The 12908-nt window shown below is 72.4% G+C and carries 13 protein-coding genes and 1 pseudogene; 7 read left to right on the top strand and 7 right to left on the bottom strand.

The window, feature by feature from the left end; all coding sequences use genetic code 11:
• Positions 1-11 precede the first annotated feature (11 nt).
• Positions 12-728 (bottom strand): copper homeostasis protein CutC, encoded by a 717-nt coding sequence (locus tag AB0J04_RS04425; RefSeq protein WP_363166869.1) that lies wholly within the window; start codon positions 726-728, stop codon positions 12-14.
• A 100-nt stretch (positions 729-828) separates the two neighbouring features.
• On the opposite strand from AB0J04_RS04425, the gene AB0J04_RS04430 reads away from it, so the two are divergent.
• Both AB0J04_RS04430 and AB0J04_RS04435 read left to right on the top strand, forming a co-directional pair.
• Positions 829-1473, top strand: a complete 645-nt coding sequence (locus AB0J04_RS04430; protein WP_363166870.1) for a hypothetical protein — start codon at positions 829-831, stop codon at positions 1471-1473.
• A 17-nt stretch (positions 1474-1490) separates the two neighbouring features.
• Positions 1491-2006, top strand: a pseudogene (locus tag AB0J04_RS04435) (GNAT family N-acetyltransferase); the annotation flags it as partial.
• Here the strand turns inward: AB0J04_RS04435 and AB0J04_RS04440 are convergent.
• Complete coding sequence (locus AB0J04_RS04440; protein WP_363166871.1) at positions 1999-2304, bottom strand: DUF4031 domain-containing protein; 306 nt, start codon at positions 2302-2304, stop codon at positions 1999-2001. The pseudogene AB0J04_RS04435 and the gene AB0J04_RS04440 sit on opposite strands and share 8 nt — an antisense overlap.
• Positions 2301-2684: a hypothetical protein gene (locus AB0J04_RS04445; protein WP_363166872.1), complete on the bottom strand. Its 384-nt coding sequence runs from the start codon at positions 2682-2684 to the stop codon at positions 2301-2303. Before AB0J04_RS04445 ends, AB0J04_RS04440 begins: the two co-directional genes overlap by 4 nt.
• 55 nt (positions 2685-2739) lie before the next feature.
• Here AB0J04_RS04445 and AB0J04_RS04450 point away from each other — a divergent pair, with 55 nt between their 5' ends.
• The 4 genes from AB0J04_RS04450 to AB0J04_RS04465 all read left to right on the top strand — a co-directional run bounded on the left by AB0J04_RS04450 (position 2740) and on the right by AB0J04_RS04465 (position 6687).
• Positions 2740-3645: a MurR/RpiR family transcriptional regulator gene (locus tag AB0J04_RS04450; protein WP_363166873.1), complete on the top strand. Its 906-nt coding sequence runs from the start codon at positions 2740-2742 to the stop codon at positions 3643-3645.
• A 40-nt stretch (positions 3646-3685) separates the two neighbouring features.
• Complete coding sequence (gene murQ, locus AB0J04_RS04455) at positions 3686-4609, top strand: N-acetylmuramic acid 6-phosphate etherase (protein ID WP_363166874.1); 924 nt, start codon at positions 3686-3688, stop codon at positions 4607-4609.
• A 16-nt stretch (positions 4610-4625) separates the two neighbouring features.
• Positions 4626-6020 carry a PTS transporter subunit EIIC gene (locus AB0J04_RS04460; RefSeq protein ID WP_363166875.1) on the top strand — a complete coding sequence of 465 codons (1395 nt, stop codon included), beginning with the start codon at positions 4626-4628 and terminating at the stop codon, positions 6018-6020.
• 91 nt (positions 6021-6111) lie between these two features.
• Complete coding sequence (locus AB0J04_RS04465) at positions 6112-6687, top strand: hypothetical protein (RefSeq protein ID WP_363166876.1); 576 nt, start codon at positions 6112-6114, stop codon at positions 6685-6687.
• 102 nt (positions 6688-6789) lie between these two features.
• Here AB0J04_RS04465 and AB0J04_RS04470 read toward each other — a convergent pair whose 3' ends face one another.
• The 3 genes from AB0J04_RS04470 to AB0J04_RS04480 all read right to left on the bottom strand — a co-directional run bounded on the left by AB0J04_RS04470 (position 6790) and on the right by AB0J04_RS04480 (position 10434).
• On the bottom strand, positions 6790-8265 hold the full coding sequence (locus tag AB0J04_RS04470) for an MFS transporter (protein WP_363166877.1): 1476 nt from the start codon (positions 8263-8265) through the stop codon (positions 6790-6792).
• Between the two features lie 146 nt (positions 8266-8411).
• A complete protein-coding gene (locus AB0J04_RS04475; RefSeq protein ID WP_363166878.1) occupies positions 8412-9266 on the bottom strand; it encodes a metallophosphoesterase in 855 nt (284 codons plus the stop codon).
• A 28-nt stretch (positions 9267-9294) separates the two neighbouring features.
• Positions 9295-10434 (bottom strand): NADH:flavin oxidoreductase, encoded by a 1140-nt coding sequence (locus AB0J04_RS04480; RefSeq protein ID WP_363166879.1) that lies wholly within the window; start codon positions 10432-10434, stop codon positions 9295-9297.
• Positions 10435-10784: 350 nt separating this feature from the next.
• Between AB0J04_RS04480 and AB0J04_RS04485 the strand changes: the two genes are divergently transcribed.
• Positions 10785-12149 carry an acyltransferase gene (locus AB0J04_RS04485; RefSeq protein WP_363166880.1) on the top strand — a complete coding sequence of 455 codons (1365 nt, stop codon included), beginning with the start codon at positions 10785-10787 and terminating at the stop codon, positions 12147-12149.
• A gap of 330 nt (positions 12150-12479) precedes the next feature.
• Here AB0J04_RS04485 and AB0J04_RS04490 read toward each other — a convergent pair whose 3' ends face one another.
• Positions 12480-12734, bottom strand: coding sequence for a hypothetical protein (locus AB0J04_RS04490; RefSeq protein ID WP_363166881.1), 255 nt, complete (start codon positions 12732-12734; stop codon positions 12480-12482).
• Between the last annotated feature and the right edge of the window lie 174 nt (positions 12735-12908).

Below are 12908 nucleotides of genomic sequence, written 5' to 3' on the forward strand. Positions count from 1 at the left end.
CAGAACCTGCCCTAGATGTATCGACCCGTGAGGTCGGGGATCCCGTCCACCGCCCGCCGCCACTCGGCCACCGCCTGCGCCGACACCGGCGCGGTCCAGCCCTGTGGGCGGGCCGCGCCGCCGATGTGGAAGGCGTCGAGGCCGGCGGAGCGCAGCAGCGGCACATGGTCGAGGCGCAGGCCGCCGCCGACGAGGAGCTGCTGCTCGTAGCCCTGCTCGCCGTGGCGGGCCGCCTCCGCGAGGAGGGTGGGGAGGCCGGCGTCGACGCCGTCCGGGGAACCGGCGGTGAGGTAGGTGTCGAGGCCGGGCAGGCCGTCGAGCTGCTTGCGCAGGGCGTCGCGGTCGCCGACGTGGTCCAGGGCGCGGTGGAAGGTCCAGCGGCAGCCGTCCAACTCGGCGACGACCCGCTCCACGGCGGCCACGTCGACCCCGCCCTGCGCGTCCAGGAACCCGAGCACGAACTCGTCCGCGCCGGCCGCCCGCAGCTCGTCGGCGACGCGCACGAGGCGGTCGACGTCCCCCGCCGCGAAGCCGTCGGTGAGTCTCAGCATGACGCGCAGGGAGAGATCGACGGCGGCCCGGATCCCGCCGAAGACCGCGACCGGCGGGGTGAGCCCGTCGGCGGCCATGTCGGTGACCAGCTCGAGGCGGTCCGCGCCTCCGGCCTGGGCGGCGACCGCGTCCTCGACGTCGAGGGCGATCACCTCCAGAACTGCACGCTTGCTCATGGGACCCCATTCATCGGCACATCAGCTTCGTCGGACTACAGGTCTAGTCCAATTCAAGAATACGCCCGGAGAACCCGGCCGCACGCGCGACAATGAGGCCATGGCCGATCTCGACGCCCTGCGCACCCGTTTCAGCCACGCCCTGGAGAGAGCCCGGCCCCCCGCCGACGGCCCCGACCCGACGCCGTACGCCGACGATCTCCTCGCCCGCTGGCAGGAGCCGCAGCGCCGCTACCACACGCTCACGCACCTCGCCGATGTCCTCGACCGCGTCGACGTCCTCCAGGCGCACGCCGCCGACCCGGACGTCGTCCGGCTGGCCGCCTGGTTCCACGACGCCGTCTACCTGCCCGACCGCTCCGAGAACGAGGAGCGCTCGGCCCGGCTCGTCGAGCGCGCCCTGCCCGAGGCCGGGGTGTCGCCGACGAAGACCGCCGAGGTCGCGCGGCTCGTCCGGCTCACCATGACCCACGACCCGGCCGACGACGACCCCGACGGCCAGGTCCTGTGCGACGCCGACCTCGCGATCCTCGCCGCGCCGCCCTCCGCGTACGCCGCCTACACCCTCGCCGTCCGCGAGGAGTACCACTTCGTCCCGAACGAGGCCTTCCGCGCCGGCCGGGCCGACATCCTGCGCCAACTCCTGGACCTGCCCCGGCTGTTCACGACCCCGTACGGTGCCGAACACTGGGAGGAGACGGCCCGGCACAACCTGCGGGGCGAGCTGGAGCTGCTGACCTCATGACGACCCGCGCCCCGAGCATCCCCGCCGACCGCCTCACCCTCGAAGCCGTCAGCCCCGCCTCCGCCGCCGGACTGCGCGCGGGCGGCGGCGGAGGCTTCGTCTGGCTCGGCGGCGGGCCGTTCGAGGGGACGCGGGACGCCGCCGGGATGGTGGCGAAGGCGTACGTGGCCGGCGTGCTCCGGCCCGAGTTCGGCCTCTACGTCCTCGTCCGCCGGGCGGACGGCCGGGCCGTCGGCAGCATGGGCTTCCACTCGGCTCCGGACGAGGACGGCCGCACGGAGATCGGCTACGACCTCGTCGAGGACGCCCGCGGCCACGGCTACGCCACCGAGGCACTGCGCGCACTGGCCGACTGGGCGCTGGCCCGGGACGACGTACAGCGCCTGTTCGCGGTCGTCGCACACGCCAACGCGCCCTCACAGGCCGTGCTCGAACGGGCCGGATTCATCAGGGTCAGCGAGAGGGACGGGGAGGCGGAGGGCGAGGAGGACGGGGAGTACGCGTACGAGCTGCGAGCCCCCTGCCTCAGCTGACCTCGCCGACCTGGCCGCTCCTGCCGACCTGGTCGGCCTGGCCGCCCTTGCGTCTGCGCAGGCCGGACTCCGTCAGCAGCCGCACCACCTCGCGGCTGCCCACCTCGACCGCGCCGCCCGCCACCATCTCGGCGTAGCGATGCGACGGGATGTCGTAGTGATCGCGCTCGAACGCGCGGCGCGGGACGCCCAGCCGGTCGGCGAAGGCGTGCAGCTCTGCGTACGACACGTCGCTGACGAGGTGCGACCACATCCGGCCGTGCCCCGGCCAGTTCGGCGGGTCGATGTAGACCGTCACGACGAGGCCGCTCCCCCGGTCGCCGAGCCCAGCGTCCCCACCGCCGCGACCTTCACGCCCGCCTGGTGGCACACCCAGTGCGGATCGGGTCCCAGCTCGGGCTCGACCTCCAGGGCGTGCGGGTCGCCGGAGCCGCAGACCGGGCACAACGGCCAGCGCCCGTACCGCTCCAGCAGCGCGTCCTGCACGTCCTGCGCCACCAGCCCCGCCACGTACGCCGCGCCTTCCGGCCACTGCTCGACCCACCAGCGCCGCTGCGCGACGGAGTCCTCCACCATGGACACCACGTCCGCCGCGGCGACCTGGCCGGCGGCCAGATCGGCGAGCACGAGGGCGCGCGCGGCGTGCAACGCCTGCTCCAGGGGGCTCACGGGTTCCATGCACCCATTGTGCGCACTCTTGACCGCCGTCTTGGCCAAAAATATCTTTCGTTGCGTGCCCCAGGACGCGAAGGAAACTTTCAGCCTCCCCACTCATGCCACTCCGGCCGCCCTCGCCGCCAAGGTCCGCACGCTCGCGCCCACCATGACCCGCTCCATGCTGCGCGTCGCCGAAGCCGTCGCGGGCGACCCCGCGGGCTGTGCCGTCCTGACCGTCACCGACCTCGCCGAACGCACCGGCACCAGCGAGGCGACCGTCGTGCGCACCGCCCGCCTCCTCGGTTACGCCGGCTACCGCGACCTGCGCCTCGCCCTCGCCGGGCTCGCGGCCCAGCTGCAGTCCGGCCGGTCGCCCGCCCTCACCACCGACATCGCGGTCGACGACACCCTGGCGGACGTCGTCGCCAAGCTCGCCCACGACGAGCAGCAGACCCTCGCCGACACCGCCGCCGCCCTCGACACCGGCCAGCTCGAAGCGGCGGTCAGCGCGGCGGCGGGCGCGCGGCGCATCGACGTGTACGGGGTCGGGGCGTCCGGGCTGGTCGCCCAGGACCTCGTCCAGAAGCTGCTGCGGATAGGGCGCATCGCCCACGCGCACAGCGACACCCACCTCGCGGTGACGAACGCGGTGCAGCTCGCCGCCGGCGATGTCGCGGTCGCCATCACGCACTCGGGGTCGACTCGGGACGTCGTCGAGCCGCTGCGGGTGGCCTTCGAGCGGGGGGCGACGACCGTCGCCATCACCGGGCGGCCGCAGAGCGCGGTCACGCAGTACGCGGATCATGTGCTGACCACGTCCACCGCCCGGGAGAGTGAGCTGCGGCCTGCGGCGATGTCCTCCCGGACGAGTCAGTTGCTGGTGGTCGACTGTCTGTTCGTGGGGGTGGCCCAGCGGACGTATCCGACGGCCGCGCCCGCGTTGGCGGCGAGTTATGAGGCGCTGGCCCACCGGCGCCGGTAGAGGTAGTCGCACCGGACCCTCGTTGGAAAGAGCACCCCCGATGAACTCCCCTGACCTCCGTGACCAGCTGGACTCCCTGCCCACCGAAGCGTTTCGGGCCGAGCTCGCCGAGATCGACCGGCTGCCCACCCTCGACATCGCCCGGCTGATGAACGGGGAGGACGCCGGGGTCCCTGCCGCCGTGGCCGCGCAGCTGCCGCTCATCGCCGTCGTCATCGACGCCGTGGCCGAGCGGATGGCTCGCGGGGGGCGGCTGGTCTATGCCGGGGCCGGTACCGCCGGGCGGCTCGGCGTGCTCGACGCCTCCGAGTGTCCGCCGACCTTCAACACCGCGCCCGAGCAGGTCGTCGGGCTGATCGCGGGCGGGCCGGAGGCCGTGATCACGTCCGTCGAGGGCGCCGAGGACTCCCGGGAGCTGGCCGAGAGGGACCTCGCCGCCCTCTCCCTCACCTCCGCCGACACCGTGATCGGGGTGTCCGCCTCCGGCCGCACCCCGTACGCCGTCGGAGCGGTGGAGTACGCCCGCTCGCGGGGTGCGCTGACCGTCGGGCTGGCCTGCAACCCGGGCAGCGCGCTGGCCGCGGCCGCCGAGCACGGGATCGAGGTGGTCGTGGGGCCCGAGCTGCTCACCGGCTCCACCCGGCTGAAGGCCGGCACGGCGCAGAAACTGGTGCTGAACATGGTCTCGACGATCACGATGATCCGGCTGGGCAAGACCTACGGGAACCTGATGGTCGACGTCCGGGCCTCGAACGAGAAGCTGCGCGCGCGTTCGCGGCGGATCGTCGCGCTGGCCACGGGCGCGGCGGACGACGAGATCGAGGCCGCCCTCGCGGCCGCCGACGGCGAGGTGAAGCACGCGATCCTCGTCCTGCTGGCCGGGGTGGACGGGCCGACGGCCGCCCGCCTTCTGGAGGAGTCCGGGGGACATCTGCGCGCCGCGCTCGCCGCGACGAGCGGCTGAGCCGCACGCTCGGGGGGTGCGTATCGACTCCTCCTCCACAGCCGCCGCGATCCTGCCCCTGGTCGGCGGCCCCGCGAACGTCACGTCCGTCGCCCACTGCATGACCCGCCTGCGGCTGGGCCTCGCCGATCCGTCCCGGGCGGACGAGGCGGCGCTGCGGGCGGTGCCCGGGGTGCTGGGGGTCGTCGTGGACGGCGACAGCTACCAGGTCGTCCTCGGACCGGGCGTGGTGACGCGGGTGACCGCCGAGTTCGAGAAGCTGACGACCGTCGATGAACCGCCCTCCCGCGGCGCCGAGCCGAAGGCGGCGCGGCGCCGGAGCGACGCGACCCCGCTGAAGCGCGCCCTGCGCCGTCTCGCCGCCGTCTTCGTGCCGCTCATCCCGGCGCTGATCGGCTGCGGGATCCTCGCCGGCCTGGGCGGGCTTCTCCTCAACGCCGGTTGGCTGCCGGGGCTCACCCCCGCCCTGGCCGCCGTCGCCTCCGCCTTCATGGCGCTGATCGCCGTCTTCGTCGGCTACAACACGGCGAAGGAGTTCGGCGGCACCCCGATCCTGGGCGGCGCGGTCGCGGCGATCGTCGTCCATCCGGGCGTCGCGAAGGTGACGGCGTTCGGGGTGACGCTCGCCCCCGGCCAGGGCGGGGTCCTCGGCGCGCTGGCGGCCGCCCTGCTGGCGACGTGCGTGGAACGGTGGTGCCGCGGCCGGGTCCCGGCGACCCTGGACGTCCTCCTCACCCCCACCGTGACCGTCCTCGTCGCCGGCCTCGGCACGCTCTACGGCCTGATGTACGCGGCCGGCGCGGTCTCCTCGGCCATCGGCACGGCGGCGAACTGGCTGCTCGCGACGACGGGCCCGTTCGCGGGCCTCGTGCTCGGCGGCCTCTTCCTGCCGCTGGTGATGCTCGGCCTCCACCAGGCCCTCATCCCCATCCACACCACCCTCATCGAGCAGCAGGGCCACACGGCTCTGCTGCCGATCCTGGCGATGGCCGGCGCGGGCCAGGTCGGCGCGGCGGTCGCGGTGTACGTCCGGCTGCGCCACAGCGGGCTGGGAGCCTCCATCCGGACGACGATCAGGTCGGCGCTCCCCGCCGGGCTCCTGGGCGTCGGCGAACCCCTGATCTACGGGGTGTCGCTCCCGCTGGGCCGGCCCTTCCTCACGGCCTGCGCGGGCGGAGCGGCGGGCGGGGCCTTCGTCGGCTTCTTCGCGATGCTCGGCGACAAGGTGGGCGCGACGGCGATCGGCCCGTCCGGCTGGGCCCTGTTCCCGCTGCTGGCCGGGAACCGGGGACTGGGCACGACGGCGGCGATCTACGCGGGCGGCCTGCTGACGGGCTACGCGGTCGGCTTCGCCGCCACGTACGCCTTCGGCGGGGTGAGGGCGGCGGCCGCGACCGCCCACAGCTCCTGAGCGGTGGATGCCGGTACGGGTGACCCACCCCAGAACTCGGGCTCAGCCCACCCGGAACAGGGCACCGCCGCGCCGCCCTACCCTGGATGCCATGAACCACGCCCAGCTCACCGCGCTCGGCCGTGCCCTCCGTGTTCTCGGCGAGCACGGCGACGCGCTCACCGGCGACACCCCGGACGCCAAGCTGCACGAGGTCAAGGCCGATCTGCGGCGGGCGCTGGAGCTGCTGGACGAGAGCGTCGTCGGCGCCGCGCCCACCACCCGCTGCGCCGAGCATCCCTACGGTCCGGTCGACGAGGCGGCCCCCGATCTGTGCCTGCTGTGCGAGACGCGCCGCCGGTCGGCCCGCCGCGCCGAGTTCAACGGCCCCGCCCCGCAGGCGCCGTACACCGCCCCCACCCCCTCCGTCTCCCGTTACGGCACCCGCGCCGACCGCCCGCAGCCCCAGCAGCGCTGGCTCCCGGAGCTGTGGAACGGCCAGGAGTGGCACCTGTGCGGGACGCCCAGGAGGGACCGGCGCGAGGCCGAGCAGTACATCAACGCCCTGCGCCGCGGCTCCCGCCCCGCGATGGCCTACCGGCTCGTGCACGAGTTCACCGACTACGAGGTGCTGCGGATCTGGGGCACCCCGGTGAAGGTCGACATCGAGCCGCTCGGCAACCTCTGAGAAACGGGCGGCTGCTCGTGGAACGGGCCGCGGCCGGCGAGAGTGCCGGAAGCGGCCGCCACCCCTCGTGTGGGTGACGGCCGCCGCCGGCAGGCCGGTCGGTCACGCCCGTACCGGCGTGGCCTCCTCGGCCTCGTCCGCCGCCGCGGGCTCGGCCGGGACGGCCTTCCGCTTCGGGATGAACGTGGCGAGCAGGAAGGCCAGCAGGGCCGCTCCCGCGCCGATGGCCATGACGACCTTGAAGCCGTTCTCGGAGGGCAGCGCGTACCCGCCGAAGTCGGTGGTCATCTGGGCGAGGACGACGCCGGCGATGGCGCTGGCGAACGACGTGCCCAGGGACCGCATCAGGGTGTTGAGGCTGTTGGCCGCACCGGTCTGGGAGGGGTCGACGGCGCCCATGATCAGGGCGGGCATCGCACCGTAGGTGAAGCCGACGCCGGCGCCGATGATGCAGGACACCAGGACCAGGTGCCAGACCTCGCTCATCAAGGCGATGTTCAGGGCGTAGCCGGCGGCGACGATCAGCGCGCCGATCATCAGGGTCACCTTCGGCCCCTTGGCCTTGGTGATCTTGGCGGAGACCGCGGACATCACCATCATCACGAAGCCCTGCGGGGCGAGCACCAGACCGACGGTCATCATCGACCTGCCGAGGCCGTAGCCGGTCTGCTCGGGCAGCTGGAGCAGCTGCGGCAGGACCAGGGACATCGCGAACATCGAGAAGCCGAGGGCGATCGAGGCGAGGTTGGTGAACAGGACCTGGGTCTTGGCGGTGGTGCGCAGGTCGACCAGCGGCTGCTCGGACTTCAGCTCCCAGACGCCCCAGGCTCCCAGGATCACGACGGCGGCGGTGCCCAGGCCCAGCGTCGTACCGGAGGTCCAGCCCCAGTCGGCGCCCTTGGACACGGCCAGCAGCAGCGTGACCAGACCGGCCGAGAGGCCGAGCGAGCCGACGAGGTCGAAGCGTCCGCCGACCCGGTTCTTCGACTCCGGGACGAACATCAGGACGAGCAGGAGGGCGACGACGCCGAGGGCGGCGGAGGTCCAGAAGAGGATGTGCCAGTCCCAGCGGTCCGCGATGAACGCGGCGGTAGGCAGTCCGAGCGCGCCGCCGACTCCGAGGGAGGCGCTCATCACGGCCGTCGAACCGGCGAGCTTCTCGGCGGAGACCGTGTCCCGCAGGATGCTGATGCCCAGGGGCACCACGGCGGCCGACAGGCCCTGCAGCGCGCGGCCGACGATCATCGGGACGAGCGAGTCGGCGAGGGCGCAGACCACCGAGCCGGTCACCAGCAGCACGATGCTGACCAGCAGCATCCGCCGCTTGCCGACCATGTCGCCGAGGCGTCCCACGACCGGGGTGGCCACAGCGGCGGCGAGCAGGGTGGCGGTGACCGCCCAGGCGGTGTCGGAAGCGGGCGCGTCCAACAGCTTGGGCAGCTCGGGGACGATCGGGATGACCAGCGTCTGCATCAGCGAGACGACGATCCCGGCCAGGGCCAGCACCGCCACCACGGCGTTCGACCTCGGCGGGGCGGATGCTCCCGCCGCAGCGGGTCGGGCAAGGGCGTCGGACATGACAGGGCCTCCGTCGGATGCGCGAGAGGGGTTGAACTGCTTGACTCAAGCAAGCTTATGCAGATTGATTGAGTTAAGCAAGCTAAATCTCCCACACCGCTGCCGCACCGCTGCCACACGAAGGACTCGGCCGCGCTCAGCCGCGTTCAGCCATGACGCGCGACGATCTCCCGAGTCCGCTCCTCGTCCAGTTCGTAGACGGTCTCGTGAGCCCGCGGATCCCGCGCGTGGAGGGTGTGGAAGACCGGACCCGTCGCCCCGCCCAGCTCCACCAGGGAAGCGGACGCGCCCCGCACCGCCCGCTCGGTGCCGGGCGCGGTGGTCAGATCGATGCGGTTGACGACCCCGGGCGTCACCCACACCGGCACAGCCGCCAGGAAGCCGCACAGCTGAAGGTGGAAGTGCCCGGTCAGGACGGCCCGTACGTCACTCCCCCGGATCGCCTCCGCCAGTTCCTCCGGGTCCCTGAGCCCGAAGACCTGCTGGGTGGCCGAGACGCCGAGGCCGATCGGCGGATGGTGGAAGGCGAGGACGGTGCCGTGCTCGGCCGGCGTGCTCAGCACGTCCCGCAGCCAGTCCAGTTGGCCCGCGCCGAGCCGGCCGTACATCTTCCCCGGCACCAGCGAGTCGAGGGTGACCAGCCGCCAGCCGTCGACGGTGCTGACGGCGGCCCGCTCGGCGCCGGGGTACTCCAGCACGGCGTCCGCGTGCCCGTTGCCCAGCACCTTCGTGAAGGCGGACCGCTCGTCGTGGTTGCCGGTGGTGTAGAGGACGGGCGCGTCCAGCGAGCGCGCGAACCCGCCGACGAGCTCGCGCACGATTCCGTACTCCTCCACCGCGCCGGCGTCGGCCAGGTCGCCGGTGACGACGACCGCGTCCACGTCCCGCTGGTGGCGGAGTTCGTCGAGGACGAGCCGCAGGGAGTCGGTGGCGTCGACGCGTCGGCCGTCGGGGCCGTCGAGCCGTCCGATATGGGTGTCCGAGAGATGGATGATCCTCATCTCCCGGACCATACCCGGGAGTTGGCGGTCAGCTGAGGGTCTTCAGCGCGGCCGCGTCATACGGCTTCAGCTCGTCGACCCGGCCGCCGAGGACCTTGGCCGCCCACTCCGGGTCCTGGAGCAGCGCACGCCCGACGGCCACCATGTCGAACTCGTCGCGCTCCAACCGGTCGAGGAGGTCGTCGATGCCCTTGACCGGGGACCCCTCGCCCGCGAAGCCCTTGATGAAGTCGCCGTCGAGGCCGACCGAGCCCACGGTGATGGCCGGGCGGCCGGTGAGCTTCTTCGTCCAGCCCGCGAGGTTGAGGTCGGAGTCGTCGAACTCCGGAAGCCAGTAGCGACGGGTGGAGGCGTGGAAGGCGTCGACGCCGGCCGCGGCAAGCGGGGCGAGGACGGCCTCCAGCTCCTCGGGGGTCTCGGCGAGCCGCGCGTCGTAGGCCTCCGACTTCCACTGCGAGTAGCGGAAGATGATCGGGAACTCGGCCGAGACGGTCTCGCGCACGGCGGCGACGATCTCGGCGGCGAACTTCGTACGGTCCACGTGGTCGCCGCCGTAGGCGTCGGTCCGGCGGTTGGTGCCGGCCCACAGGAACTGGTCGAGCAGATAACCGTGGGCGCCGTGCAGCTCGACGCCGTCGAAGCCCATGCGCTCGGCGGCGGCCGCGGCCTCGGCGAACGCGCCGATGACGTCGTCCAGGTCGCGCTGGGTCATCGCCTTGCCGGCGCCCTCGGTGCCGTCGAGGCGCAGACCGGAGGGGCCGACGGCCGGGGCGTCCGCGTACGGCGGCTCGCCCTGCTTGCGCACCATGCCGATGTGCCACAGCTGCGGCACGATCGTCCCGCCGGCCGTGTGCACGGCCTCGGCGACCTTCGCCCAGCCCGCGAGCTGCTCCTCGCCGTGGAACCGGGGAATCCGGTCGCTCTGCCCGGCGGACTCGTGCCCGACGTACGTCCCCTCGGTGACGATCAGACCGACACCGGCCGCGGCGCGCCGGGAGTAGTACGACGCCACGTCCTCGCCGGGAATGCCGTCCGGGGAGAACATGCGCGTCATGGGCGCCATGGCGATGCGGTTCGGGACGGTCAGTCCGTTGAGGGCGACCGGCCGGGCGAGGATCTCGGCGGCGCGGTCGGGGACGGAGGCGGGAACGGGCTGGCTGGCGCTCACGTGGGGGGCTCCTCTTGACGGGGATGATGGACCGACTGGTATGTGCACATGCATTAAGTGCCGCTGCAACAGGAACCCCCTCACCCCCCGCCCGCATTCCGGCCCGCGCGGGATACGCCCTGTGATCCCGGCCACCCGCGGACGCGATCAGCGCGCATGAGCAACGCACACGAAGCGCATGAGCAGCACACATGAACAGAGGGGAGCGCTCCCACGTGAAGAAGGGCATGAAATCTCTTGACCCGTTTTATCCTGAAACGGGAAGTTCCCGTTCCGCTTCCCGTTCCTTCTCTACTTCCTCGCGACTACCCGCTCGCCGGGACCGGGCAGCGGCGGGCGGTAGAGGTGGCATGTCCCGGCTGGGCTGGCTGGACGCGCTGCGCGGGATCGCGGCGCTCGTCGTCGTGTTCGACCACTCCTCGTACGCCTTCATGGCTCAGACACGGCAGGCCCTGATGCCTGAGTTCAACACCAGCCGCTACGGCATCATGGTGTTCTTCCTGGTCAGCGGCTACATCATCCCGGCCTCGCTGGAACGCAGAGGCTGCGTCCGGACGTTCTGGATCGGCCGGCTGTTCCGCGTGTACCCGCTGGCCGCGGCCGTCGTGGCAGCGGTCCTGACCGCACAGCTGCTGGGTTTCGCGGAGCTGCGCACGGACTTCGGCGGCCAGAACCCGCTGACGGTGGCCGCCGCCCACGCCACCCTCCTCCAGGAGCTGCTGGGAACGCCCAACCTCCTGCTCGTCCTGTGGACGCTCTCCTACGAGATGGCCTTCTACCTGCTGGTCGTCGCCCTGTTCACGGTCCGGCTGCACCAGCGGTCGGCAGCGGTCTCGGCAACCCTGGCGGTGCTGGCCACGGCGAGTGCGGCGGCGGGGGTCGCACTCCCCGCCTCCGCCCTCTCCGACCGGCTCGGCGCCGGCTCGCTGATCGCCTTCACCGCGATCGCCCTGCTGCTCGCCGTCTGCTGCGCGAGTTCCGCCTCCCGGGCGCTGCGCGTCTTCGGAGGCGTCCTGGGCGGCCTGCTGGCACTGGCCCTGGTCGCCCTCAACGGCACGGTCCCCCTGTGGGAGGGCCTGGTCATCCTCGCCGTGATGTTCCTCGGCACGGTCGTCCACCGAGCCGAACACGGCCTGACCACCTGGCGGTACGCGGCCGTCACGGCCGTCGTCGTGATCGGCTGCGCGGTGGCGAGCGCGTCCTGGCACGGGGACGGAACCCATGCCACCCAGCGCGGCTGGATCACGGCCTTCCTGCTGGCCGTCCTCACCTTCGGCATCGGCCTGGCGCTGCGCGACCGCCGCATACCGCGCGCACTGCTGGCACTGGGCACGATCAGCTACTCGCTCTACCTGGTGCACCCGGCCCTGCTCGCGGTCACCGACGCCACGATCGGGCGCCGGCCCCACGACAACATCCTGCTCGAAGCGGCGTTCCTCGCGGCCCTGCTCCCGGTGAGCGCACTGACCTACCGCTACATCGAAACCCCGGCCCAGAACTGGGGCCGCCGACTGGCGCGCCGCTCAGTGCCCTCGCAGCCACCACCGGAACAGGCTGACAAGCCCCGAACCCGCGGCACCGGCCGCACCGAAAACAGCCCGGCGGGCGAGCCCGTGCCAGAACACCGCCCGCGCCGCACTCGGCCGCCCAACCTTGTCGGACATGGTCACGACGGATTGCCACCCACTCCGGGCCGGGACCCGCGCCGACCCTGAACCGACCGTCCTCGCCGCCGGGGCAAGCACGCGTGAAGTCCGTCCACGCCGAGCGTTCTCGCTCGGCCCGAGGCTCAAGCACCCAGCGCCGAGCCCTCTTTGTTCGGATTGGGCAGTGGGCCTCAACCCACCCTCCCACCCGGCGAGTTGACGCGGAGCGACCAACTTGCCACGGAAGGTCACCACGCTCTGGCGTGCGCATAACGAAACAGCCCCCGCCAGGTGCTACCAACACCTGCGGGGGCTTGACCTACAAGATCGAATAAGAGGTTCGATCCGTGGCTGATGCCAAGCCTAAGTGGTCTGTGTCGTAAGTCCTTCGGGGGTTGATCATGCGTCCGGGGCGGCAGAGGATTCTTCTGGGTGATCGGCAGTGTGCCGGTCGAGTCTGGCCAGCAGATCGTCCAGGTCGGAGGTGGTGAACTTCCACTGGAACGGCTGTGCCGTGGCGTTGTAGCGGTCTTCGAAGGCTCGGAGCCGGTCCCGGATCTCAGCGAGGTCGGTGAAGTCGTTGGGCGAGACGCGTTTACGGTCGGGCAGGGCGGGCAGGCCGCCGTCGGCGAAGCGGACCCGCCAGGTGCGCACGGTATCCAGGTGCACTCCCCTTTTTGCGGGCGATGCGCGCGTTGGACCGCCCGCGGGCGGCGTGCAGCACGATCTGCGCCCGTACTCGGTCCTGATGCGGTGTCTTGTGACCATAGGCCGCACTCTTCAGCCGGTGCCGTTCGGCAGCGGTCAGGCAGATCGGGCGCGCGACGG

It is taken from the genome of Streptomyces sp. NPDC050263, assembly GCF_040655955.1.
GTDB lineage: Bacteria > Actinomycetota > Actinomycetes > Streptomycetales > Streptomycetaceae > Streptomyces.

Excerpts from the sequence above, each read along its gene's own strand:
- murQ (WP_363166874.1), top strand. The coding sequence starts at position 3,686 with ATGAACTCCCCTGACCTCCGTGACCAGCTGGACTCCCTGCCCACCGAA.
- AB0J04_RS04475 (WP_363166878.1), bottom strand. The coding sequence starts at position 9,266 with ATGAGGATCATCCATCTCTCGGACACCCATATCGGACGGCTCGACGGC.
- AB0J04_RS04470 (WP_363166877.1), bottom strand. The coding sequence starts at position 8,265 with ATGTCCGACGCCCTTGCCCGACCCGCTGCGGCGGGAGCATCCGCCCCG.
- AB0J04_RS04430 (WP_363166870.1), top strand. The coding sequence starts at position 829 with ATGGCCGATCTCGACGCCCTGCGCACCCGTTTCAGCCACGCCCTGGAG.
- AB0J04_RS04445 (WP_363166872.1), bottom strand. The coding sequence starts at position 2,684 with ATGGAACCCGTGAGCCCCCTGGAGCAGGCGTTGCACGCCGCGCGCGCC.
- AB0J04_RS04425 (WP_363166869.1), bottom strand. The coding sequence starts at position 728 with ATGAGCAAGCGTGCAGTTCTGGAGGTGATCGCCCTCGACGTCGAGGAC.
- AB0J04_RS04465 (WP_363166876.1), top strand. The coding sequence starts at position 6,112 with ATGAACCACGCCCAGCTCACCGCGCTCGGCCGTGCCCTCCGTGTTCTC.
- AB0J04_RS04485 (WP_363166880.1), top strand. The coding sequence starts at position 10,785 with ATGTCCCGGCTGGGCTGGCTGGACGCGCTGCGCGGGATCGCGGCGCTC.